We start from the raw sequence: 22,970 nt of genomic DNA, 5'->3' as shown, positions 1-22,970 counted from the left end.
GGTAAAACAGCCGGAGATCAGAGATGACACTGAAGATTGCAATCAACGGATTCGGGCGGATTGGCCGCGGGGTACTGCGGGCGCTGCTGGAAAGCGGCGAAAAGGATATCGAGGTGGTGGCCATCAACGATTTGTCGCCGCCTGAAACCCTGGTGCATCTGCTGAAATACGACAGCGTTCACGGGCGCCTGAAGACGCCCGTGTTCCTGGCCGGTGACCTGATCCGCGTGGGCCGACACAGCATCCGCCTGACGGCGATACGCAACCCGGAGGACCTGCCCTGGCAGGATGTGGACATCGCCTATGAATGCACCGGCCTGTTCACCGCCCGCGAGGAGGCAGCGCGGCATCTAAAAAACGGTTCCAAGCGGGTGCTGATCTCCGCCCCCGGCAAGGATGCCGACCGCACGGTGGTCTTTGGCGTCAACCACATGGATCTGACGGCGGAGGACGTGATCGTGTCCAACGCCTCCTGCACAACCAACTGCCTGGCGCCGCTGGCCAAGGCGCTGGACGAAGCCTTTGGCATCAAGACCGGCTACATGACCACCATCCACGCCTATACCGGCGATCAGCCGACCCATGACACCAGCCACAAGGATCTCTACCGCGCCCGTGCTGCCTCGCTGTCGATGATCCCCACGTCCACCGGGGCGGCACGGGCGATCTCCGAGGTGCTGCCGCATCTGAAGGGACGGCTGGAAGGCTCCGCCATCCGGGTGCCCACCGCCAATGTTTCGGTGGTCGACTTGAGCTTTGTGCCGGAGCGCCCTGCCACGGTCGAGGCAGTTAATGCCGCGGTCAAGGCGGCTGCAGGGAACGGGTTGGAAGGCATCCTGTCTTATGAAGAAGACCCGCTGGTTTCCGTCGACTTCAACCATGACCCCCATTCGAGCTGCTTTGCAGCGGCCCAAACATCGGTCACCGCCGACGGGCTGGTGCGGGTGGTCAGCTGGTATGACAACGAGTGGGGCTTTTCCAACCGCATGGTGGACACCGGCCGCCGCATCGGCGCCGTGATGAACGCCGCGGAAGTGGCCTTGGCCAGCTGACGGGATCCTCCCGCCCGTCGACGGCCCGATGGGCCTCCTCCCGTTGGGCCCGGCGCCGCGCTGACGCGCGGCGCTGTTGCGTTTGCCGCACGGCTTCCGGGCCTTCAGCAAGGCCAGCCGGCAAAAAAGCTGACTCCAGGATGCGTTAAAACAAACTCCTGGCTGTGTACGGCTGGCATGACCCGCCGAATTGCGCCAGAACGGGCGCAAGACATGACCAGCTACAGGAGACCGGCGTGACCGTCACCCGTGAAACCGTCCTTGAGGCGCTCAAAACCATCACCGATCCCGTCAGCGGCAGCGATATCGTCAGCGCAGGCATTGCCCGCGCCGTAAGCGTCGAAGGCAGCACCGTCCGCTTTGTGCTGGAAATCGACCCCGGAAAGTCCGAGGCCTACGGCCCGGTGCGCGACAAGGCTGACGCGGCCGTGGCAGCGCTGCCGGGGGTGGAGAAGGTTTCTGCCATGCTGACCGCCCATTCGGAAAAGGCGCCGCCGGACCTGAAACCCAAAAAGGCAGCCCAGCCCCAGCAGCAGACGCCGCAGAAAGTGCCGGGCGTGGCGCGGATCCTCGCCGTGGCCTCGGGCAAGGGCGGCGTCGGCAAATCCACCGTCTCGGCCAACATCGCCTGCGCCCTGGCAATGCAGGGGCGCAAGGTGGGCCTGCTGGATGCCGACGTCTACGGCCCCTCGCAGCCCAAGATGCTGGGCGTCAGCGGCCGCCCTGCCAGCCCGGACGGCAAGACCATCCTGCCGCTGCGCAACCATGGTGTCACCATGATGTCGATGGGGCTGATGACCGGCGAGGACCAGGCGGTGATCTGGCGCGGGCCGATGCTGATGGGAGCGCTGCAACAGATGCTCTTGCAGGTGCAATGGGGCGTGCTGGACGTTCTGATCGTCGACCTACCGCCCGGCACCGGCGACGTGCAGATGACGCTGGCGCAGAAAACCCATGTGGACGGCGCCATCGTGGTCTCCACCCCGCAGGACGTGGCGCTGATCGACGCCCGCAAGGGCATCGACATGTTCCGCAAGATGAACGTGCCGGTTCTGGGCATGATCGAAAACATGTCCACGCATATCTGCTCGAACTGCGGACATGAGGAGCATGTGTTCGGCCATGGCGGCGTGGCGCAGGAAGCCAGGAAACTCGACGTGCCGTTGCTGGGCGAGGTGCCGCTGCATCTGGACGTGCGGCTGGCCGGCGACAACGGCACGCCGATCGTGGCCGCCAAGCCTGGCAGCGCCCAGGCCAAGGTGTTCCTCGACATCGCCACCCAGCTTGTGGACGCAGGCGCCGCCTGATCCCTGCCAGCCCCGGGTCAAGGGCCGCAAGGCGGCGGTGCGCAGCGCCGTTTACCCTTGAGGCGGGGATGGCAGACCACACAATAGGAAAGGCGCTTGAGAGGCAGAAACGCCCCTCAAGCGCTTCTCTGCAGCCCTTCTGCGCCGCGCAGCGGCGCCACGCCGAACTGTGAATGCATTCTTCGAATGCGCTGAAACAGACGGGAGCGCCAGCCGCCGGATCAGGAATACTTCTCCAGGAACTCTTCGGCCCTCAAGCTGCGGAAGTCCGGCAACGCGGTCCGCAGGGTCTCGTGGTCCCAGTTCCACCAGGCCAGTTCCATCATCTGCGCGGCAATCGCCTCAGGATAGCGGCGGCGGATCACCTTGGCGGTATTGCCGCCAACAATGGTGTAGGGCGCAACATCCTTGGTCACAATCGTGCCCGACGCAACGACAGCGCCGTGTCCAACGGTAACCTCGGGCTTGATCATCGCGCCGTGGCCGATCCAGGTGTCATGTCCGATACGGGCAGTTCGCGCGGCACGTCGCGCAAACCACGCCGCGTCATCCTCCGCATCGTCCCAGTAGCTTGCGGAACGATAGAGGAAATGGTGCAGCGACGCCTTCTCCATCGGGTGGTCTGAGGCGCCGATCCGCACGAAGCTGGCGATATTCGCGAACATGCCGATCTCCGCATTGGCAATGTCGCAGGTGCGGTCGCAGTAGCTGTAGTTGCCGAACACCGCATTTGACACCCGGCTGCCAGCACCGATCTCCACATAGGTGCCAAAGCTGCTTCCGGTGATTGTGCATCCGGGATGGATGAAGGGTGCCTCTGCCTGCAAACGGGACATGGTCAGCTCCTCTCCGAAAACCGGCGCCGGGTCAGGGCAGCAGGAAGGCTTCGCCCTCCGCCCTTCGCGGCTTGCGCTTGGCGTTGCTGCCCTCGCCCTTGATCAGGCGGCGGCGCAGCCAGCCGGAAAACCAGTCCATCAGCATCACCATCAGGATAATCAGGGTGATGTAATAGGCCACTTCCTCCCAGTCCTTCTGGGTGATGATCGCCTGTGTCAGCAAGAGCCCGATGCCGCCGCCGGTGATCGCGCCGATGATGGTGGCTGACCGGGTGTTCGACTCGAGGAAATACAGAAGCTGGCTCAGCAGAACCGGCGTGATCTGAGGGATCACCCCGAAGCGGTAGCGCTGCACCGGCTTGGCCCCGGTGGAAGCAACGCCCTCGATCTGCTTCTGGTCAACATTCTCCAGCGCTTCGGAGAAAATTTTGCCGAAGGTGCCGGTATCGGTCACCAGGATCGCCAGCGCGCCGGTCAGCGGGCCAGGGCCAAAGGCGCGGGCCAGAACAACCGTCCAGATCAGCGAGTCTACGCCGCGGACAAAGTCGAACACGCGGCGCATGGCAAAGCGGATACTGCGCAGGGGCATGAAATTGCGGGTCGCCAAAAAGGCCAGCGGCAACGCAATGATGCCTGCACCAATGGTGCCCAAGAAGGCCATCAGCAGTGTTTCGGCAATCGCCCAGGCCACATCCCGATGGCGCCACATCTTGTTGGTCCAGAACTCCTGGAAGATCGCACCAGCCTCGCCGGTGGCGGCACGCTGCACCAGCTCCCCTGCCCCCATGCCGTAATACGGACTGTCGAGGGTAAAGAAGAACAGCTCCCACCCCGCGAAATAGCGGAATACCTCTGCCCGGTTGCGGGTCACGGTCAGGCGCCCGGCCTCCGTGGTCACGGCCAGGCGGTTCTTCGAAACACTGATCCACTCTGGCACGTCGCCGGCAGGCAGTTCCGCTTGCACGCCCGCGCTGCGGCCCGGTGTGGCCCGTACGTTGCCATAGCCAGGGATTTCGTATGCGATGGTCTCTGGGCCGAAGGTGACCGTGTGACCGTCTTCCAGATCAATGACCGTAGTCTCGCCCAGGGCTACCCAGTCCGGCGACATGCCGTCGGGATAAGCGCCCTTGCGCTCGCCCTCGATGGCTACCGACACCTCACCGCTGCGGTTGTCGCGGGTGACATGGGTCTTGTAGCTGTAGCTGTCGCTCACCAGAGTTTTGGCGTTGTCCAGACTGGCACGCTCCCACAGCCCCGGCATGTCGAAGGCCACAAATACATAGGCGAGATAGGCCAGCACCGCAGCGGGCAGGGCAAAGTTCATCAGCCGCTTCCTGAGGAACAGCCGAGAGATGTCAGACTTCAGGTCAGCGGGCGTCAGGGTGGTGTCAAAAGTAGTCATGCCTTCGCTCCATGGGTCAGGCGGTCACGCAGCAGGCCGGACAGCTGGTCAACGGCCACGATGGTGACAAACAGGAGAAGGAAGATCGCGGCGGCCTCGTCGTAGCGCCCCTGCCCCCAGGACATGGCGTTCTTCAGCTCATAGCCGATGCCGCCCGCGCCGACGAAGCCAAGGATGGCAGAGGCACGGATATTGATCTCAAACCGCAGGAGCGCATAGCTCACATAGTTCGGGCCGACCTGCGGGATCACCCCCAGCGTCATCCGCTGCGCCCAGGTGGCACCCACAGAGGTGAGGCCTTCGACCGGTTTCAGCGAGGCGTTTTCGTTCACCTCGGAAAACAGCTTGCCCAACGCGCCGGCAGTGTGGATGGCAATGGCAATCATCGCAGGCACCGGCCCGCCGCCGAGGACAAAGATCAGCACCAGCGCGATAACGATTTCTGGAATGGCCCGGCAAATGTCGCTGATGCGGCGGAACAGCGGGATCAGCATAGGCCAAGGCGCCATGCCACGGGTTGCCAGAAGCGACAGCAGGGTGCCGAACACGGCCCCTACCAGGGTCGAGGCGGCGGCGATGTTCAACGTCTCCACCAGGGCCGGAAAGAAATGCACCAAATGCCCCGGAAGCTGCGCCGCTTTTTCTGCGGCCTCTGCCAGTACCTCGGAAGGATAGTCAAAGATCCGGGTGAACCCATCCGCAAAGGAACCGGCGTTGCGCGCATCCGCTGTACGGAAACCGGCTGCCATCAGCGCCACAAAAACCGCCAGAAGAATGCCGCCATACAGCCGCTTGCGCTGGATATGGGCAGTGTAGTGCTGCCGGATGTCCTCGATGCCCGGCCGGGCCGCGGTCAAATCTGCCATTTGGGATCCTGGTCTTCAAAAGATGGCCGATAGAGGCGCCATCAAGGAAATTGCGGAGCCCGGGAAAACCCGGAACCCCGCAGAGCTCAGTACTGAAATTACTGGGACTTCAGTTTGCGGGCCTCGATGATCACCTCATAGGCGTCATGGGTGATCGGGTCGAAGCTCTTGGCTTCACCAGCCGCAACACCATAGAAGCAGTCGCGGTCGATTTCGCTGAGGTTGTCCATTAGCGCGGTCATCTTGGCTTTGACGTCTGCCGGCAGGGCCTTGCGCAGAACCACCGGGCCTTCCGGGATCGGGGCGGATTTCCAGATTTCCACCATGTCATTCATATCGACCAGGCCCGCGTCCACCGCACGGCGCAGCGCACCCGACTGGTAACCGTCTTCCCATTCGCCCAGGCCGTCTGCCCAGGTCACGCCGCCATCAACGTCGCCATTGGCAACCGCGACAATGGTCTGTTCATGGCCGCCGGTGAACTTCACTTCACCGAAGTAGTCGCCGGAGTCCATGGACGCATTGATCTTGTTCGGGATCTCTATTGACGGGATCAGGTAGCCCGACGTGGAGTTCGGGTCGCCGAAACCAAAGGTCTTGCCTTTCAGGTCTTCCAGCGAGGTGATACCGCTGTCCTTGCGGGCGAAGCCGACCGAGTAATAGCCATAGCCGCCGTCGGTGTTCACCTTCACCAGAACCGGCTCCACCGCTTCGGGGTCAGACAGATAGGTCTTGGCATAGCCGGACGCGCCCAGCCAGGCCATGTCGATGGTGCCGCCCAGCAGGCCCTGGATCACGCCGTTGTAGTCGGCAGGCGCAAACAGCTTGGTTTCGACCCCCAGCTCTTTCTCGGCGTATTCGCGCAGGCATTCGTTGTTGTTCAGACGGTCCTGAGCGTTTTCACCGCCCAGGATGCCGATGCGGAATTCCTTGATCTCTTCTGCCGCAACAGGGGCGGTCATCGCGGTAGTTGCCAGAACGGCAGCAATCAGTCTTTTCATCTCATGTCTCTCCGGTTGGTCTTTCCCGGGGAGCAGCCCCGGGTCGATGAAATCAGGTCAGGGGTTATTCGGCGGGAATGGCGGCGCGCATCGCGTCCGTCTTTTCCAGCGTTTCGATCTCGGTTGAGGTGGCGGCTTCGGAGAATTCCTCTCCGGCGCCGTAGATCTCGCGGGCCACCCCGGTGGTCAGCTGTTCCGGCAGCCCGTCAAAGACGATGCGCCCGTCGCGCATGCCGACGACCCGGTCGCAGTAGCGGCGCGCAGTGTCCAGCGTGTGCAGGTTGGCAATCACGGTGCGCCCATCCTCTTCATGGATGCGGCGCAACGCCTCCATCACGGTCTGGGCGTTCATCGGGTCGAGCGAGGCAATCGGCTCATCCGCCAGAATGATCTTCGGGTTCTGCATAAGCGCCCGGGCAATCGCCACTCGCTGCTGCTGGCCTCCCGACAGCGCCTCGGCCCGTTTGGCGGCATGTTCAGCAATACCGAGCCGGTCGAGGATGTCGATCGCCGTGTGAATATCCGCCATCGGGTACAGGTTGAACAGCGTCGCCACCGCATTGCGCCGGTTCAATGTGCCGTGCAGAACGTTGGACACCACATCCATCCGCGGCACCAGGTTGAACTGCTGGAAAATCATCGCGCACTCGGACTGCCAGGCGCGCTTTTCCCTGCCCTTCAGCCCGGTGATCTCGCGCCCCTCGAACAGGATGCGGCCGCCGCTGGCGTCTTCCAGCCGGTTCAGCATCCGCAGCAAGGTGGATTTGCCTGCGCCGGAGCGGCCGATGATGCCGATCATGCAGGGCTTATCGATGTCCAGCGTGGCGGTATCCACCGCAATCTTGCCGCCGAACCGTTTGGTCAGTTTGTCAATGCGCAGCACCGGGGCGCTCCCTTCTCGTTCCGGGATTGCCTACCGGCCCTGCTCAAAGCTCATGTGTCACTGCCGTGAAAGTTTTGTAACGCGGCCCGGCGCAACCGGCAGGCGCAGCGTCCAAGGAAACAGACCCGCTGCGCAATCTGCCCCTGTGCACAGCGGGCCGGACGGTCTATACGGCCTTCGACTCCTCAATTCCCTTTGCAAAAGGAAGCTGCCAGATGTCCTTTGACCGCAAGATCAAGATCGCGCCCTCCATCCTCTCCGCCGATTTCGCCAACTTCGGCCAGGAGATCCAGGCGATCGAAGCCCAAGGTGCCGACTGGGTGCATGTGGATGTTATGGACGGGCATTTCGTGCCGAACCTCACCTTCGGCCCGCAGGCGGTAAAGGCGTTCCGCCCGCATGTGAAGACAGTGATGGACGTGCACCTGATGATCGCGCCGGTCGATCCTTACATCAACGCCTACGCCGATGCCGGCGCCGATGTGCTGACCGCCCATATCGAGGCAGGCCCGCACATCCACCGCACCCTGCAGGCGATCCGCGGGGCGGGAATGAAAGCGGGCGTCGCGCTCAATCCCGGCACCCCGGCCGAAGCGATTGAGCACCTCCTGGATCTCACCGACCTGGTCTGCGTGATGACCGTGAACCCGGGCTTTGGCGGCCAGAAGTTCATCGACATGACCGCCAAAATCCGCCGCCTGCGGTCGATGATCGGCGACCGTCCCGTGCATATCGAAATCGACGGCGGCGTTGATCCCACCACCGCGCCGCTGGTGGCCGAAGCCGGCGCCGACGTGCTGGTCGCAGGCTCTGCAGTGTTCAAGGGCGGGTCCGTGGACAAGCCGGAGGTCTACGGCGAGAACATCCGCAGGATCCGTTCCGCCACCGAAGGTACCTGGACGTAAGCGGCGAAAACTCCCGCCAATCGCCGGGCGCATCAAAGATGCGCCGCTCTTGTTGGGCCCGGCGCCGCGCGTTCCGCGCGGCGCTTTTGCGTAATAAGGCCAGCGACTGCGCGTCCAGCCCGGCTACGCCGGGCCGCGCCCCGATGGCCCTCGACGGGCCGGAGGGGCGCCGCTCGCCTGCCTAGGCGCCTTTATTCAGGTCGTCGAAGCTTTTGCCCTCTGCCACCAGCTGCTCCAGCAGCGCCGCCGGCTGCCAGAAGAAACTGTCCTCTTCTGCATAGGTCTTGATATCAGCCAGGATACCGTCCAGCCCCTGCAGGTCGGCCCATTTCAGCGGCCCGCCCCAGAAGCGCGGGAATCCGTAGCCGAACAGCATCACCATATCCACATCCAGCGGACGCCGGGCGATGCCTTCGCCCACCACCTTTGCGGCCTCGTTGACCATGGCGCACATGTAGCGGCGCAGCACCTCCGCGTCGGAGAACTCCCGCGGAGCCACGCCCTGCTGTTCCTGATCCCGGGCAACCAGCTCCGCCACTTCCGGGTTCGGCACACCGCCGCGCTTGCCCGCTTCGTAGACATAGAACCCCTTGCCGGTCTTTTGGCCGAAATCGCCACCCTCGCAGAGCATCTCGTAGAACCGCGGCACCCGTTCGCGCGGATCCCGCGTCAGCGCACGGCGCTTGCGGGCGGCCCAGTTGATGTCCAGCCCCGCCAAATCGCCCATGGCAAACGGCCCCATCGGGAAACCGAAAGTGGTCACCGCCTTGTCCACCTGATAGGGCGAAGCGCCATCCAGCACCACATATTCCGCCGCCTTGCGGTAGGCGTTCATGATCCGGTTGCCGATGAACCCGTCGCAGATGCCGGACCGCACCGCCACCTTCTTCAGCCGCTTGCCCAAGGCAAACCCGGTGGCCAGAACCTCCGGCGCAGTTTTTTCTGCCACCACCACTTCCAAAAGCTTCATCACATGTGCAGGGGAGAAGAAATGCAGCCCGATCACATCCTGCGGACGGGACGTTGCCGCGGCGATTTCATCCACATCCAGATAGGAGGTATTGGTCGCCAGAACCGCCTCCGGCTTGCAATGCGCATCCAGCTTGCCAAAAACCTCGCGCTTGACGCCCATGTCCTCGAACACGGCCTCAACCACCAGATCCACCTTCCCCAGTGCCGCATAATCCGTGGACACGGTCAGCGCCTCTCCGGTCAGCTGATCAAATTGCGCCTGGGTGATCTTGCCCCGCTTCAGGGCGCCTTGCAGATTGCCTTCGATCCGGCCGCGCGCGGCGGCAACGCCTTCATCCGTCATCTCAATCAGCACCACCGGCAATCCAGCCAGCAGCGCCGCAGTGGCGATGCCCGCTCCCATGGTGCCGCCGCCGATCACCCCCATTGCGGCAACCTCCCGCGGCGCGACGCCTTCCAGCTCCGGAAGCTTGCTAACGGCGCGTTCGGAGAAGAAGGCATGGATCAACCCCTGCCGCTGGTCCGATTCCATCAGCTCCGTAAACAGCGCGCGCTCACGCTTCAGGCCGGCTTCAAAGCTTTCTGCTTCAACTGCCGCCTGAACCGCGCGCACCGCCGTCGCCGGAGACAGCTGGCCGCGGCCTTTCTTCAGCGTCGCCTCATAGACCGCATCAAAATCCACAGCTTCCGGCGCAGGCATTTCCCCGATAGCCCGGCGCGGCGCACCTGCATCCAGCAGTTCCTGCGCATAGGCCAGGCCAATCTCGCGCGGCTCGCCCTCTTCGATGCGGTCGATGATGCCCTTGTCCAGCGCCTCTGCCGCACCGATGTGGCGGCCTGAGGTGATCATCTCCAGCGCCGCCTCAGCCCCTGTCAGCCGCGGCAGCCGCTGGGTGCCGCCCGCGCCGGGCAGGATGCCCAGGTTGACCTCCGGCAGTCCCATCTTGGCCGAAGGCACCGCAATCCGGTAATGCGAGGACAAGGCCACCTCGAGCCCGCCGCCCAGCGCAGTGCCATGCATGGCGGAGACCACGATCAGGGGCGAGGCCTCGATCCGGCTGCACAGGCCCGGCAGATAGGGATCTTTCGGCGGCTTGCCGAATTCGCGGATATCGGCACCCGCGAAATAGGTCTTTCCCTCACCGTAGATCAGCACAGCCTTGGCGCCTTCGCCTTCAGCACGCTCAATCCCGGCCAGCAGCCCCTTGCGCACATCAATGCCCAGCGCGTTCACCGGCGGGTTCTGCGCCTTCAGAACGGCAATATCGCCGACGCGCTCATATGCAATGGCTTCACTCATCCGGTCTTCCTCTCTCTTCCGCGGCGGCAGTGCCTGCGCCCGGCTCCCAACAGATTAGGCACGGCAGCCGGACCGGCGCCAAGCCCCAATGGCCGCAGAAGGACCGCAAACCCCGCGTCACAGTGCTCGCAGCCTCCGGCGGCTTGTCATGCTGGCAGTTGCGTAACAGAAAAAGAGGCAAATGGAAACTTTTTGAAACATCTTATCCGGCAGCACAGCCGCCCGGCCTATCAGCCGGTTTTCACCACCCCGCTGGCGATCCAGCTATCCAGGATTTCCAGTGCCTTGGCGGCGAACTCGGCGTCATTGATGTGGCAGTCCAGCTCATGCAGCTCTGCATTCTCCGGGCAGCGCTCTCGCATCTCCTCGCAAAAGGCCGCCAGCCCCTCCGCATCATGCAGCGGCGCTCCGGGCCGGTCCCATTCGTTGCACCCGCCTGACGGCAGCAGTACCGCCACCGGCGCCTGCGCAGTAGCGAGCTTGCCGCAGATCGCCTGCGCCACCTGGCGGCGCTCACCCGCTTTCAGCATGGCTGAGGTCAAGAGACGGTTGTGGGCGTGTGTCTCCCGGCCCTTCAGCTGGGCCGGGGTCTCCTGCCAGCCAACAAAATCCACCAGGTCATAGCAGCCCGGCGCCACCAGCTGCGGCGTTGCGGACTTCCCTGCGTTGGTCATCCGGTCCGCCCCTGCCGACAGCCCGCCGAACAGGTGGTTCGACACTTCCTGCGGGGCAAAATCCATCACCGCCGCAAAGGCGCCCTCCGCTGCCAGGCTCTCGAAAGCCCGCCCGCCCATGCCGGTGGCATGGAAAACCGCGACCTCAAACCCGCGGTCCTCCAAGGCCGGTTTCAGCGCCACCATGTAGCGCAGCACCGTCTTGCCGAAAGAGGTCATGCCGATCAGCGGCCGGTCGCGTTTGGGCGGCTCCACCGCCCGAGCCGCCCCCAGCACCGCGCCTGCCGCCTGGCTAAGCGACGCCTTACAGATCGAATTCAGCCCATAAAGCCCGCCCGCCCACAGGATCATCTGCACGTCTGCCGGGATCCGCTCCGGCGGCATCAGCGGGGAAAATGCGACGGTGGAGACGATGTATTTCGGCACCCCGACCGGAAGTGCTGCGCACATATCCAACGCCAGGTCGGTGCCCATCGTGCCGCCCAGCACAATCACCCCGTCGATGCGGCCCGCCCGGTACAGTTCCAACGACTTGGCCGCCGCGCCAGCGCCCATGATCTGCATGGCGGTGTTCTCATCACCCGAGGCAATCGCTTCCTCTATCGAACTGCCGCCGGCCTCGGCCACCTCATGCTTGCTGACATCAGCGGGCTGGCTGGGATCGCCCAGCACGCTCACATCCATTGTCAGCACCTTGCCGCCCTGCCCGCGGATCACCTCCGCCAGATATCCCAGCTCGTCGTCCTTGGTGTCGTAGGTTCCGGCAACCAGAATGGTTTTGTCTGCCACAGGTTCAGTCTCCCGTCAGTTCAGCTTCGCGGCGGCTATCGGCCTAACCACAGATTTTCATCTTTCCACAAATACTCCCGCCGGAGGCCGCAGGTTTTGCTCTCGCGAAACCTGCTTCAGAGCTGGATCCAAGCGGTCTTTAAATCGGTGTATTTATCCAGCGCGTGCAGCGACTTGTCATGCCCGTTGCCGGACTGACCGACGCCCCCCAACGGCACAGTATTATCCGAACCGCCATAGGTGTTCACATGCACAACCCCGGCACGGATGCCTGCGACCATCCGGTGCGCGCGGGACAGGTTCTCGGTCCAGACCGCAGCTGCCAGACCGAAGTCGGTGCCATTGGCCAGGCTCAAAGCCTCTGCTTCGGTTTCAAATTTGGTGACCGCCAGAACCGGCCCGAAGACTTCGCGCTGGAAAAGCGCATGGTCGCCTGCCACGCCGGTAACGATGGCCGGAGACATGTATGTGCCACCGGTCTCCTCCAGAATGCGCTGCCCGCCGGTTACCACCTGCCCGCCCTCGGCCCGCGCCATGTCCATGAAGGACAGGTTTCGGCGCAGCTGGTCCTCCGAGTTCACCGCGCCGATCTGCGTGTTCAGTTCCAGCGGGTCGCCCACCCGCAGCGCCTCCGCCTCAGCCTTCAGCATCTCCACAAACTCGTCGTGGATCGAAGCCTCGACCAGCAGGCGGGAGCCGGCGATGCAGACCTGCCCGGAGTTCCGGAAGATGCCGGCAGCAGAGACCTTCGCCGCCTTGGCCAGGTCAGGTGCATCCGCAAAGACGATATTGGGCGACTTGCCGCCCAGCTCCAGGTAACAACGCTTGAGGTTCGATCGCGCCGAAGCCTCAAGCAGCTTGCGGCCAGTGGCGCCCGAGCCGGTGAAGGCCAGCACATCCACATCCATTGATGCGGCCAGCGCCGCGCCGGATTCAGCACCAGTTCCGGTCACCACGTTCAGCACCCCGTCCGGCAGCCCGCATTCAGAACAGATTTCCGCCAGCCGCAACAGCGACAAGGATGCAGTCTCAGCCGGTTTCAGTACCACCGAATTGCCCATCGCCAGCGCGGGCGCCAGCTTCCAGGCGCCGATCATCAACGGAAAGTTCCAAGGCACGATGGCTCCCACCACGCCCACCGGCATCCGGTGCACCAGCCCCAGCACGTCCGGCGCTGTCGGTGCGACTTCACCCGCCACCTTGTCCAGCGCCTCGGCGTAATAGCGGAAGGTGCCAGCGGCCGATCCCGGCTCCGCTTTCAGCGCCATATTGAACTCTGTGCCGTTGTCGCGCACGCCCAGCACAGCCAGTTCCACCGCCTCGGCCGCGATCCGGTCCGCGATCCTGTGAAGCACCTGTTTTCGTGCAGCGGGGCTCTGTCCAGCCCAGCGGCGATCCTCATATGCCCGCCGCGCCGAAGCCACAGCGTTTTCGACATCGGTTGCAGAGGCGCCCGCCAGCGTGGTCAGAACAGATCCGTCAACCGGCGAAGCAACTTCGAGTGTCTGGCCCGAACCTTCTTGCCATGATCCTTCAAGAAAGAGTTTCTGCGGCGCCACATCAAGCTTCCGAAGCTCGTCGATGCGCGGTTGGTCTGCCATTCGGCCTCCTTCAGTTCCTTCCGGTCCTTCAGCACCCGCAGGATGTGGACCGCCAGAACGATGATGATGATGATGAACAGGATGAACGCCACCGGGCGGTCAATAAAATCAAGGGGTTCCTTCACCCGCGCCATGCCTGCCCGCAGCTTCACCTCCATGATACCGCCAAGCACCATGCCCAGGATGATCGGCACCGAAGGCAGCGACAGCCGCTTGAGGATATAGCCGAGGATGCCAAAACCTGCCGCCATCACGCAATCGGTGGCGGAGTTGCGCAGGGAATAGACCCCGACAAAACTCAGCGTCAGGATGCAGACTCCCAGGAACCGGTTAGGAATGCGCACCACCTGGATGAGCGACCGGGTGGCAAACAGCAGGAAAAGAAGCACCAGAACGTTCAGCACCAGCAGAGCGAGATACAGCGCGACGACAAAATCCATATCGTTCTGGAACAGACCCGGCCCCGGCACCACGTTGTGCACATAAAACACTGACAGCATCATCGCCGTCAGCGCCTCGCCCGGAATGCCCAGCGCCAGCAACGGCACCATGGCTGCGGCGGGCACCGCGTTGTTGGCGGTCTCCGCCGCGATCAGCCCTTCGGAGGAGCCGTTGCCAAAGTCCTGCGGCCGCTTCGAGGTCTTCTGCGCATAGGTGTAGGACATGAACTGCGCGGTGAACTCACCCACGCCGGGGATCATCCCCATCAGCACGCCGAAAGTGGCGGAGACACCCGCCACCCGCGGATGGCGTGCCAGCTCGCGCAGACCCTGGAACATGCCGCCGCGCAGGCGGGTCATGCGGACCTTCTCGTCCTCGTCCGTCAGCAGAACAAACGCCTGAGAGATCGCAAACAGCCCCAGCACCACAACGATCAGGTTGATGCCGCCGCCCAGGAAATCCTGCCCGAAGGTGTAGCGCTGGGTGTATTTCACCGGCTCCAGCCCGATGGTCTGAAGGAAGATCCCGAAGCAGGCCAGCGTCCCGGCAATCAGCGCCTGGCCGCGGTGCGCGACCACCACCAGGATGAGGCCCAGAAGCGCCGCCATGAAGATCTCGCGCGACCCGAACATCGGCGCGATCTTTGCCAGCACCGGCGCAAACAGGATCAGGCAGATGACCGAGAAGATGCCGCCAAAGAAGCTGGCGGAATAAGCCAGGCTCAAGGCCCGTCGCGGCTCGCCCCGCGCGGTCATCGGATAGCCGTCATAGGTGGTCAGCGCATTGACCGCGGTGCCGGGTGTGTTGATCAGAATTGCCGGGATCGAGCCGCCGTACATGGACGACCCGTAGATCCCCAGCAGCACCGTCAGCCCGACAATCGGGTCCATCGAGAAGGTCGCGGGCAGCAGGATCGCAATTGCCACCGCCGGGCCAACGCCGGGAATGGCGCCGATCAGCACGCCGCCGACTGAGCCCGCCAGCAGCGCCAGCGCCACGTCCCAGCGCATCAGGATGTCTATCGCAGAAAAGATCAGGTCCATGGCGGGCACTCAGAGATAGAGAATGAAGAAGCTGCGCAGCGATCCTGGCAGATACTCATAGATGAGCGCTCCGGGGATCTTGACCGACAGCAAGGCCTTGAACAGCACCACCACGGCCACGGCAAAGACGGCGCTGGTCCACAGCATGAAAGGGCTGCGGTAGCCCATCCTCCAGCTCAAGAGCGGCACGAACACCAGCGTCACAGGCAAGTAACCGATGATCGGGACCAGCAGGACATAGCCCATGAACCAGCCTGCGAACTCAAACACCTGGCCCCAGCGTTTGACCTCCCACCGATCATAGCGGCTGACCCGCCGCCAGGGCAGTTTGTAGAGATGCAAACCGCCCATCAGCACCATGCCGCCGATGGCGACGGCAGGCCAGAACCGGGGCTGGGCAAACAGTTTGGTTTTCTTGACCCAGGCGGTCTGGTCGCCAATCAAGGCCAGCAGCAGAAGTGCTACGCCCACCAGGATGAGGGCAAAGACAAGCTGCCCGCGCCGGGGCCCGACAAAGCGGTGTTCACGTTCCGAAGGCATGTGAGGATTTCTTTGTCCGCGCTTCAAAAAGGCACCGGGGCCGGACGGCCCCAGTGCAGTGGGGGAGGATTACTCCGACAGCAGGCCGCCGATGCGGGCCATGGTGTCGATGTCATTGGCGACCCGGGCCGCGCTGTCCTCGGCGCTCTGCCAATAGACCAGCGCGCCGGTTTCCTTGGCGATATTCTGGGCGCGCTCGCTCATCACCGTTTTCTCGGCAACAGCAACAATCTTGTCGCGCACGTCCTGCGGGGTGTCCTTGGTCACGAACAGCCCGTTCCACAGGGCGATATTCAGGCTTTCGTCCAGCTCGCCGATGGTCGGCGCATCAGGCGCCAGCGGGATACGCTCGTCGGTGATCGAAACCAGCACCTTGACCTGATCCAGACAGGGCAGCACCAGCTGCAGCGTGGTGTTAATCACATCCGCATCGCCGGAGGCCAGCGTGTTGCAGTCCAGCGCGTCAAAGGCAGCATCAGACCCCCACTCGAACCCGGCGTTCTTGGCATAGGCCTTGGTCACCTGGGTCGGGGTCAGAACATCGCCGAAATGGCCCAGCGCCACGTCGTTCTCCTGGGCATAGGCCGCCAACTCTTCCATCGTGCTGTAGGGCGCATCACCGGAGGTGGCGATCACAAAGGGATAGGTCAGGAAGATCCCCAGCGGATCGAACTTGGCGGGTGTCAGCGGCGGGATGTCGATCTGATGGCCCATCACTGGCACCCCGATCACGAAGGAGCCAATGGTGTAGCCATCTGCCGGCGCATTGGCGACCTCAATGGCACCCGGGAAAGGGCCGCCACCGCCGCCGGGCTTGTTCACCACTGCTGCAGCAACGCCGTATTCGTTCTGGAAATCCTCGGCGATCATCCGCGTCAGCACATCCTCCAGGTCACCCGGCGGCCACGGCACGATGAAGTTCACCGGCTTCTCCGGATACTCGGCCTGCGCCGCTGCCGCGCTCAGCCCCAGTGCCGCCGCTGCGGCCGCCCCTTTCATGAGGGTTTTGAGTTTCATGGCTTTCCTCCCAGTTTTGCCATTTGGTTCACTATTCGAACCATTGGTTTGAATTTAGATTGACAGGCCGCCCCGTTATCTGTCAACAAAATTGCATCGCGGGTGCGTCTTTTTCCGGAGACGCCACCCGGCAAGACCAAACAGGGAGCATGGGCAAGCGCATGGGAACGGTATCCAAAGCCTTGTCGTTACTGACATATTTCAATCACGGCCGGACCGAAATCGGGCTCAGCGATCTCACGCGACTGTCCGGCATGAACAAGGCAACGGTCTACCGGCTTATGAGCGAGCTGCAGGAATCAGGCTTTGTCGAACAGGCCGGCGCTGACCGCTCCTACCGGCTCGGCCCGCAGGTTCTGCGCCTCGCAGCCCTGCGCGAGGCGGCGGTGCCGATTCTCTCGGTCTCCCGCCGTGTGCTGCGCGACCTCAGCGACGAAACCGGCGAGACCACCCACCTGTCGCTGCTGCAGGGCAGCCAGCTGAACTCGCTGTCGCATGCCTACTCCCCCCGCAATGCCACCAAGGTGATGATGGAGGACGCCGAGGTGCTGACATTCCACGGCACCAGTTCCGGCATGGCGGTGCTGGCTTATGCCGACCCGGCCTTCGCCGAGGAGGTGCTGTCGCAGCCGCTTGAGGCCCGCACCCCCGAAACAATCACCGACCCGCAGGAAATCCGCGCCCAGCTGGGTGAGATCCGCAGCACCGGCATTGCCCAGTCCATCGGCGGCTTCGAGGCGGATGTGCATTCCCACGCGGTTCCCGTCTTTGGCCCGGACCGCAAGGTGATCGGCGCTCTGGCCGTTGCCGCGCCGGTTTCCCGCATGAGCGCAAAACAGAAACAGCTGATCCCGGAGGCCCTGCGCCGCGCGGGTGCCACTCTTACCCATCGCATCGGCGGCTCGGCCCCCGCGGACTATCCGCAGGACACCACCGCCTGAACCCTTCACCGGCCCGGACCGGGCCGCATCCAGGAGCTGCCCCCATGAAAGACTCCAACTTTCTGAAAGAACACAATGCCAAATCCCTCTGGCACCCGATGGCGCATCCCGGCGACAGCCTGGCCAACCCGCCCGCGATCATAACCTCGGCCCAGGGGGTGAAAATCACAGACATTGACGGGCATGAAGTTGTCGATGCTGTTGGCGGCCTGTGGAACGTGAACCTCGGCTTTTCCTGCCAGCCGGTAAAGGATGCCATCGCCGCGCAGCTTGATGTGCTGCCGTACTACTCCACCTTCCGCGGCACCACCAACGACCAGGTGATCCAGCTGGCCGAGGAGCTTCGCAAGTTCTTTGCACCCGACGGGCTCACCCGCGCCTTCTTCACCTCTGGCGGCTCGGATTCGGTGGAAAGCGCCCTGCGGCTCGCACGCCAGTACCACAAGATCCGCGGCGAGGAAGGCCGCACCAAGTTCCTGAGCCTCAAGAAGGGCTACCACGGAACCCACATGGGCGGTGCTTCGGTGAACGGCAATGCGAACTTCCGCACCCAGTACGAACCGCTCCTGCCCGGCTGCCACCACATCCCGGCGCCCTACACCTACCGCAACCCGTTCAACGAGACCGATCCGGAACGCCTTGCCCAGCTCTGCCTGCAGGCGCTGGAGGATGAAATCGCCTTCCAGGGCGCGGGCACCATCGCCGCCTTCATCATGGAGCCGGTTCTGGGTGCAGGCGGGGTGATCCCGCCGCACAAAAGCTTCATGCCCGGCGTGCGCGAGATCTGCTCGAAACACGGCATTCTCCTGATCGCCGATGAGGTGATCACCGCTTTCGGCCGCACCGGATCGTGGAGCGGCTCTCGCCACTGGGGCGTGCAGCCCGACATGATGGCGACAGCCAAGGCCATCACCAATGGATACTTCCCCTTTGGCGCAGTGATGATCGCGGACCACATGACCGAAACCTTCGAAAAGGATACCACCGGCAAGGCCGCCATCGGCCACGGCTACACCTATTCGGGCCACCCGGTCGGCGCTGCCGCCGCCCTAGCCTGCCTTGCAGAGACCCAGCGCCTGAACGTGCCGGAAAACGCTGCCGCCCGCGGCAGCCAGATCCACCAGGGCCTGCTGGCGATGCAGAAGAAATACCAGCTGATCGGCGACGTCCGCGGCGGCCACGGCCTGATGTGCGCGCTGGAACTGGTTTCCGACCGTGCCACCAAGGCCGCGGTTGACAAAAAGACCATCGGCAAGCTGCAAGAGGTGGCTTATGAGGCCGGCGCCATGGTGCGGGTGTCCGGCCCCAACATCATCCTCTCCCCGCCGCTGGTGCTGAGCGAGGCGGAGGCCGCCACAATCCTGACGGCGCTCGACGCAGGTTTTGCGGCGGTGAGCTGACGCCTGCACCAGGCGCCGCCTGATACTATGGCGGGCCCGAGGCACATGCTTCGGGTCCGCACTTTCGGCGGCGCCACTGACGCGGCGCGGTGTCGCGATACGGAATAAGGTGCAGCTTTCGCGGCCACGCCTGTTCAACTGCCTCCGCGCAGCCAGAAACCTCAGCTTGCGGGCACTTCCAGAACCAGCCCGTCCAGATCCGGATGCGTCTCTAGCTGGCAGCTCAGGCGGCTTGTCTCCCGCCGGTGCTCCGCCAGATCCAGCATGGCGCCTTCGAACTCCCCTGCCTCACCGCATTTTGCGGCCCATGCCGGGTCCACGTAAACGTGGCACGTCGCACAGGCGAGACTGCCGCCGCACTCCCCCGCCACGCCCGGCACATCATTTGCCAGCGCAGCCTCCATCAAGCTCTGGCCATAATCCACCGTTGCCGTGACAGCCTTGCCGCCCGGCAGCCTCCAGGTCACTTGCATATGCCTCTTCTGCGGGCGATCAGATGAAATGCACGTAGAAATCGCGCATCCCATCCCCTTCCAGATCACGGGTCTTGCGCACTTCCTTGCGCTTCATGAAGACGTGGCTGGCCACCAGCTCCGGCCCGACCGCCTCCGTCAGCACGGTGTCTTTCTCCAGGTCGGCAACCGCCCCCTTCAGGTCCACTGCGGTGCCCTCGCGCGCATCGGTGCGGTCGAACCCGTCGCCGGTCTCCATCGGCGGCAGCTGGCGGCCGTTCTCCACTCCCAGCCGCGCCGCCTGCAGCACAGCCGCCACCGCGGTGTAGGGATTGGCCGAAGCATCCGCCATCCGATGCTCCAGCCTTGCCTTGGCGCCGCCCTCAGAGCTGATCCGCGTGGTCACATTGCGGTGATCCCCGCCCCAGTTCTGCCAGTACCCCGACAATGAGCCCGGCTGCAGCCGCATGTAGCTGTTGGCGGTCGGTGCGATCAGCCCTGCAAGCCCCTTATGGTGATGCAGCAAGCCAGCCAGGCAGCCGCGCGCCAGATCGTTCATATGCGCAGGCCCGCTGCGCGGCCCGGACGAGAGCGCATTGCCGCCCGCCTCATCCAAAAAGGAGAAGTTGATGTGCATGCCCGAGCCGCCGGCCTCGGCAATGGGTTTCGGCATGAACGTCAGGACAATGCCGTATTCCAGCGCCACTTCCCGCGCCATCAGGCGGAACAGCACGATGTCATCCACCGCCTTCACCGCATCGTCAAAGGTCAGCGTGTATTCGAACTGCGGGCTGTCGAACTCGGCGGTGATCATGTCGAGCGAGAAGCCCATATCGTCCGCCATCGCCCAAATCCGGTCATTGAACCGCAACGGGTCGGCAAAGGGCCCGGTGCCATAGACCACCCCGCCGGGCGCATCATAGGGCATCAGCCGCCCGCGGTCGTCCGCTTGCAGCGCAAAGGCTTCCAGCTCGATCCCGACCTTGGGTGTCAGCCCGTGCTTTTGCCAATCCGCCACTGCACGCTTCAGCGCCCAGCGCGGGCACAGCGCCAGCGGCTGGCCCTCGTCATCATAAAGATCGCCCAGCACCACCTGGGTCGAAGCATGCCAGCTGTCCCGGATATTGTCATGCAGCCATCTCAGCTCCATATCGGGCAGGCCCTGCTTGACCATCGCACCCGGCGCGTCCAGCAGGTCCTTGTCATAGTGGGTGCCAAAGACCGACCGGCAGAAACGCGTGCTGCCGTCGCCGATCTTGGAGTTCGGCAGATACTTCCCCCGCATAATGCTGAGGTGGTCGCAGAACATCGCGCGCAGCCGGGTTTTCATGGCTCAAGGTCCTTCCCTGTTGGACAGTCTACGGCATCGTTTTCCCGTGCCCTAATACTTAACATATTTAGCGGTATTGGCAGAGTCTTTCCTGCAGAAAAGCCCCGCCGCTACACTGCCTCGACCCGCACCGGCAGTTCCTTGATGCCGCCAACGAAGTTGGAGCGCAGGAACTTGTGCGGCCCGGCAGCCTCGATATGCCGGATCCGCTTGGCCAGCTCTTGAAACAGCACCGTAACCTCCAGCCGCGCCAGCCACATGCCCAGGCAGACATGCGGGCCGAACTGGCCGAATGACAGATGCCGGTTCGGGCTGCGGTGCAGATTCACGTGAAATGGATCGTCGAACTGCGACTCGTCCCGGTTGGCCGAGACAAACCAGTACAGCACCTTGTCGCCCTCGCGGATGGTCTTGCCATGCATTTCCACATCCCGCGTCGCGGTCCGGCGGAAGTAGAGCGCGGGCGTCGCCCAGCGGATGATCTCATCCGCCGCGGTGTCCCAGACCGCACCGCCCTCCTGCATCTGCACCAGCAACTCCGGCTGATGGCACATCGCTTGGATGCCGGCGGCGATCGAATACCGCGTGGTGTCATTGCCCGCCGCCACCAGCAGGCAGAAGAAATTGCGGAACTCAGTCTCGGTGATCACCGAGCCGTCCTTGGCTGGCTCTAGGATCAGGTTCAGCACACCGGAGGTGTCGCCCTTGCGCGCCTTTTCCTCCATCAGCTCCTTGGCGTAGATGTACAGTTCCGCCCCGGCAGGAGAGTTGAACGGCATCATCCGGAACTCATCTGTCTGCATCTTGTCCAGCACATGCGAGGTGAAGTCCGGATCGGTATTGGCGATCAGCGCATCGCCCTTTTCCACCAGCCAAGGCAAGTCCGCCTCCGGCAGGCCCACCACCCGACCGAGCATCCGCATCGGCAACTGGCGGGCGATCTCCTTGGTGGCGTCGAATTCCCCCTTGGCCAGCGCCTGATCCAGAATATCCGCACAGAGGTCGCGGATATCCTGTTCATACTGCGCCATCGTGGTCTTGGAAAATGCCTTCAGGAGTTTCATCCGCACTTTGGAATGCTCCGGCGGATCGGTCTCCTGGAAGGTGCGCCGCGCCAGATACTCCTCGTAGGACTGATCCTCCATCCGGATCCCGCGGGCAGACGAGAACACCTCGGTGTTCTTGTTCATCACCGTGATGTCCTCATAGCGGGTCACCGACCAGAAGTTCTTGCCGCCCGCGAATTCGGTCCAATGCAGCGGGTCCTCACGCCGCAGACGCGCAAAGGTGTTGTGCGGCGCGCCATGGGCAAAGGTGTCGTGGCTGCTCAGATCCGCATAGCCGTCGTCCGTGGGGGTCCAAACTGTCATTGCGGGCTTTCCTAATCTGCTTGCCAAATGTATATTAATAGTGATCATAAATATGTAAATGAAAATCTTGCGAGCATTCCTATGCACTTGGCCATTCTGATGACCAACACTGACGAAAGCGAATTCGCCCAAATGCACCCCAAGGACGGCGAGAAATTCACCGATCTGATCCAGATGGCCCGGCCGGGCTGGCGCACCACGGTGTTTTCCGTGAAGGACGGGGTCTTCCCGCAGGATCTGTTTGAATTCAACGGCGCGATGATCACCGGCAGCCCGGCGTCCGTCCGCTCCGGCGCGCCGTGGGTCACGCAGCTGCTGGAGCTGATCCGCGCCGCCCGCTCCAGGCAGTTCCCGCTGTTCGGCGCCTGCTTCGGCCACCAGGCCATTGCAATGGCCCTTGGCGGCAGCATTAACCGCAACCCGGACGGCTGGGTCCATGGGCTGACCCGCAACCAGCTGCTCCACCGCCCGGAATGGGCCGCTCCGCTGCCCGATGAAGTCAAACTCTACGGCTCCCATTGCGAATGCGTCCGCACCCTGCCGGACGGCGCAACCCCGATGAGCGAAAGGGATGGCACGAACACAGGCTTCACCTTGGCCCGGCACATCTTCACCACCCAGCACCACCCGGAGATGACCCACGAATTCATTATCGCTCTGTGCGATGAAATGCGGGACGAACTCGGCCCGGCTGTTTATGCCCGCGCCCTGGACAGCCTGGCAGAGCAGTCCGATCAGCAAGCCTTTGCGGAAAGCCTCGCGCGCTTCTTCGAACAAGCCATCACCTGAGAATTCATCTTTCCCAAAATTACTCGCGCCACGCTGCCCGGCAGGCTTCTATGCCGCCG

Annotated in this window: 20 protein-coding genes; 6 read left to right on the top strand and 14 right to left on the bottom strand. The window is 63.4% G+C overall.

All coding sequences use genetic code 11. The features are described 5' to 3' along the window. The first annotated feature begins 23 nt into the window (after positions 1 to 23). A complete protein-coding gene (gene gap, locus KUW17_RS12865; protein ID WP_222479657.1) occupies positions 24 to 1,052 on the top strand; it encodes a type I glyceraldehyde-3-phosphate dehydrogenase in 1,029 nt (342 codons plus the stop codon). 236 nt (positions 1,053 to 1,288) lie between these two features. Then, entirely contained in the window at positions 1,289 to 2,359 is a 1,071-nt protein-coding gene (locus KUW17_RS12860; protein WP_222479655.1) for an Mrp/NBP35 family ATP-binding protein, read from the top strand. A gap of 221 nt (positions 2,360 to 2,580) precedes the next feature. Here the strand turns inward: KUW17_RS12860 and KUW17_RS12855 are convergent, their stop codons facing one another. The 5 genes from KUW17_RS12855 to phnC all read right to left on the bottom strand — a co-directional run bounded on the left by KUW17_RS12855 (position 2,581) and on the right by phnC (position 7,347). Continuing rightward, positions 2,581 to 3,195, bottom strand: coding sequence for a chloramphenicol acetyltransferase (locus tag KUW17_RS12855; RefSeq protein WP_222479653.1), 615 nt, complete (start codon positions 3,193 to 3,195; stop codon positions 2,581 to 2,583). Between the two features lie 31 nt (positions 3,196 to 3,226). Next, complete coding sequence (gene phnE, locus KUW17_RS12850) at positions 3,227 to 4,597, bottom strand: phosphonate ABC transporter, permease protein PhnE (RefSeq protein WP_222479651.1); 1,371 nt, start codon at positions 4,595 to 4,597, stop codon at positions 3,227 to 3,229. After that, entirely contained in the window at positions 4,594 to 5,463 is an 870-nt protein-coding gene (gene phnE / locus KUW17_RS12845; protein WP_222479649.1) for a phosphonate ABC transporter, permease protein PhnE, read from the bottom strand. Before phnE (KUW17_RS12845) ends, phnE (KUW17_RS12850) begins: the two co-directional genes overlap by 4 nt. Positions 5,464 to 5,561: 98 nt before the next feature. Then, positions 5,562 to 6,464 (bottom strand): phosphonate ABC transporter substrate-binding protein, encoded by a 903-nt coding sequence (gene phnD, locus KUW17_RS12840; protein WP_222479647.1) that lies wholly within the window; start codon positions 6,462 to 6,464, stop codon positions 5,562 to 5,564. A 64-nt stretch (positions 6,465 to 6,528) separates the two neighbouring features. Next, complete coding sequence (phnC, locus tag KUW17_RS12835) at positions 6,529 to 7,347, bottom strand: phosphonate ABC transporter ATP-binding protein (RefSeq protein ID WP_222479645.1); 819 nt, start codon at positions 7,345 to 7,347, stop codon at positions 6,529 to 6,531. 215 nt (positions 7,348 to 7,562) lie between these two features. Between phnC and rpe the strand changes: the two genes are divergently transcribed. Further along, complete coding sequence (gene rpe / locus KUW17_RS12830; protein WP_222479643.1) at positions 7,563 to 8,252, top strand: ribulose-phosphate 3-epimerase; 690 nt, start codon at positions 7,563 to 7,565, stop codon at positions 8,250 to 8,252. Between the two features lie 181 nt (positions 8,253 to 8,433). On the opposite strand, the gene KUW17_RS12825 is transcribed toward rpe, so the two are convergent. The 6 genes from KUW17_RS12825 to KUW17_RS12800 form a co-directional block, all read right to left on the bottom strand. Further along, entirely contained in the window at positions 8,434 to 10,524 is a 2,091-nt protein-coding gene (locus KUW17_RS12825; protein WP_222479641.1) for a 3-hydroxyacyl-CoA dehydrogenase NAD-binding domain-containing protein, read from the bottom strand. A 230-nt stretch (positions 10,525 to 10,754) separates the two neighbouring features. After that, positions 10,755 to 11,987: a Tm-1-like ATP-binding domain-containing protein gene (locus tag KUW17_RS12820; protein ID WP_222479639.1), complete on the bottom strand. Its 1,233-nt coding sequence runs from the start codon at positions 11,985 to 11,987 to the stop codon at positions 10,755 to 10,757. Between the two features lie 116 nt (positions 11,988 to 12,103). Next, positions 12,104 to 13,546: an aldehyde dehydrogenase gene (locus tag KUW17_RS12815; RefSeq protein ID WP_222479766.1), complete on the bottom strand. Its 1,443-nt coding sequence runs from the start codon at positions 13,544 to 13,546 to the stop codon at positions 12,104 to 12,106. Continuing rightward, positions 13,453 to 15,072 (bottom strand): tripartite tricarboxylate transporter permease, encoded by a 1,620-nt coding sequence (locus KUW17_RS12810; RefSeq protein WP_222479637.1) that lies wholly within the window; start codon positions 15,070 to 15,072, stop codon positions 13,453 to 13,455. The genes KUW17_RS12815 and KUW17_RS12810 overlap by 94 nt, the downstream gene beginning before the upstream one ends. A gap of 9 nt (positions 15,073 to 15,081) precedes the next feature. Then, positions 15,082 to 15,612, bottom strand: coding sequence for a tripartite tricarboxylate transporter TctB family protein (locus tag KUW17_RS12805; protein ID WP_222479635.1), 531 nt, complete (start codon positions 15,610 to 15,612; stop codon positions 15,082 to 15,084). A 69-nt stretch (positions 15,613 to 15,681) separates the two neighbouring features. Then, positions 15,682 to 16,629 carry a tripartite tricarboxylate transporter substrate binding protein gene (locus KUW17_RS12800; RefSeq protein WP_222479633.1) on the bottom strand — a complete coding sequence of 316 codons (948 nt, stop codon included), beginning with the start codon at positions 16,627 to 16,629 and terminating at the stop codon, positions 15,682 to 15,684. 161 nt (positions 16,630 to 16,790) lie between these two features. On the opposite strand from KUW17_RS12800, the gene KUW17_RS12795 reads away from it, so the two are divergent. Together KUW17_RS12795 and KUW17_RS12790 are read left to right on the top strand one after the other, a co-directional pair. Continuing rightward, positions 16,791 to 17,570: an IclR family transcriptional regulator gene (locus KUW17_RS12795; protein ID WP_222479630.1), complete on the top strand. Its 780-nt coding sequence runs from the start codon at positions 16,791 to 16,793 to the stop codon at positions 17,568 to 17,570. Positions 17,571 to 17,614: 44 nt separating this feature from the next. Beyond that, positions 17,615 to 18,970 (top strand): aspartate aminotransferase family protein, encoded by a 1,356-nt coding sequence (locus tag KUW17_RS12790; RefSeq protein ID WP_222479627.1) that lies wholly within the window; start codon positions 17,615 to 17,617, stop codon positions 18,968 to 18,970. A gap of 161 nt (positions 18,971 to 19,131) precedes the next feature. Here the strand turns inward: KUW17_RS12790 and KUW17_RS12785 are convergent, their stop codons facing one another. The 3 genes from KUW17_RS12785 to KUW17_RS12775 form a co-directional block, all read right to left on the bottom strand. After that, on the bottom strand, positions 19,132 to 19,443 hold the full coding sequence (locus tag KUW17_RS12785) for a 2Fe-2S iron-sulfur cluster-binding protein (protein WP_222479625.1): 312 nt from the start codon (positions 19,441 to 19,443) through the stop codon (positions 19,132 to 19,134). A gap of 19 nt (positions 19,444 to 19,462) precedes the next feature. Then, the gene (locus tag KUW17_RS12780; protein WP_222479623.1) at positions 19,463 to 20,752 is read right to left on the bottom strand and encodes a glutamine synthetase family protein; all 1,290 of its coding nucleotides are present in this window, start codon (positions 20,750 to 20,752) and stop codon (positions 19,463 to 19,465) included. A 110-nt stretch (positions 20,753 to 20,862) separates the two neighbouring features. Beyond that, positions 20,863 to 22,122 (bottom strand): cytochrome P450, encoded by a 1,260-nt coding sequence (locus KUW17_RS12775; RefSeq protein ID WP_222479621.1) that lies wholly within the window; start codon positions 22,120 to 22,122, stop codon positions 20,863 to 20,865. A gap of 81 nt (positions 22,123 to 22,203) precedes the next feature. Here KUW17_RS12775 and KUW17_RS12770 point away from each other — a divergent pair, with 81 nt between their 5' ends. Then, positions 22,204 to 22,911 carry a type 1 glutamine amidotransferase gene (locus KUW17_RS12770; RefSeq protein WP_222479619.1) on the top strand — a complete coding sequence of 236 codons (708 nt, stop codon included), beginning with the start codon at positions 22,204 to 22,206 and terminating at the stop codon, positions 22,909 to 22,911. Positions 22,912 to 22,970: the final 59 nt, after the last annotated feature.

It is taken from the genome of Leisingera aquaemixtae, from assembly GCF_019801145.1.
Lineage (GTDB): Bacteria > Pseudomonadota > Alphaproteobacteria > Rhodobacterales > Rhodobacteraceae > Leisingera > Leisingera aquaemixtae_A.
This window is presented reverse-complemented; position numbering and strand designations above follow the sequence as displayed.

What these genes read in the sequence shown, in the direction of transcription:
- gap (WP_222479657.1), top strand. Translation starts at nt 24, where the DNA reads ATGACACTGAAGATTGCAATCAACGGATTCGGGCGGATTGGCCGCGGG.
- KUW17_RS12855 (WP_222479653.1), bottom strand. Translation starts at nt 3,195, where the DNA reads ATGTCCCGTTTGCAGGCAGAGGCACCCTTCATCCATCCCGGATGCACA.
- phnE (WP_222479651.1), bottom strand. Translation starts at nt 4,597, where the DNA reads ATGACTACTTTTGACACCACCCTGACGCCCGCTGACCTGAAGTCTGAC.
- phnE (WP_222479649.1), bottom strand. Translation starts at nt 5,463, where the DNA reads ATGGCAGATTTGACCGCGGCCCGGCCGGGCATCGAGGACATCCGGCAG.
- phnD (WP_222479647.1), bottom strand. Translation starts at nt 6,464, where the DNA reads ATGAAAAGACTGATTGCTGCCGTTCTGGCAACTACCGCGATGACCGCC.
- rpe (WP_222479643.1), top strand. Translation starts at nt 7,563, where the DNA reads ATGTCCTTTGACCGCAAGATCAAGATCGCGCCCTCCATCCTCTCCGCC.
- KUW17_RS12825 (WP_222479641.1), bottom strand. Translation starts at nt 10,524, where the DNA reads ATGAGTGAAGCCATTGCATATGAGCGCGTCGGCGATATTGCCGTTCTG.
- KUW17_RS12810 (WP_222479637.1), bottom strand. Translation starts at nt 15,072, where the DNA reads ATGGACCTGATCTTTTCTGCGATAGACATCCTGATGCGCTGGGACGTG.
- KUW17_RS12805 (WP_222479635.1), bottom strand. Translation starts at nt 15,612, where the DNA reads ATGCCTTCGGAACGTGAACACCGCTTTGTCGGGCCCCGGCGCGGGCAG.
- KUW17_RS12800 (WP_222479633.1), bottom strand. Translation starts at nt 16,629, where the DNA reads ATGAAACTCAAAACCCTCATGAAAGGGGCGGCCGCAGCGGCGGCACTG.
- KUW17_RS12795 (WP_222479630.1), top strand. Translation starts at nt 16,791, where the DNA reads ATGGGAACGGTATCCAAAGCCTTGTCGTTACTGACATATTTCAATCAC.
- KUW17_RS12790 (WP_222479627.1), top strand. Translation starts at nt 17,615, where the DNA reads ATGAAAGACTCCAACTTTCTGAAAGAACACAATGCCAAATCCCTCTGG.
- KUW17_RS12785 (WP_222479625.1), bottom strand. Translation starts at nt 19,443, where the DNA reads ATGCAAGTGACCTGGAGGCTGCCGGGCGGCAAGGCTGTCACGGCAACG.
- KUW17_RS12780 (WP_222479623.1), bottom strand. Translation starts at nt 20,752, where the DNA reads ATGAAAACCCGGCTGCGCGCGATGTTCTGCGACCACCTCAGCATTATG.
- KUW17_RS12775 (WP_222479621.1), bottom strand. Translation starts at nt 22,122, where the DNA reads ATGACAGTTTGGACCCCCACGGACGACGGCTATGCGGATCTGAGCAGC.
- KUW17_RS12770 (WP_222479619.1), top strand. Translation starts at nt 22,204, where the DNA reads ATGCACTTGGCCATTCTGATGACCAACACTGACGAAAGCGAATTCGCC.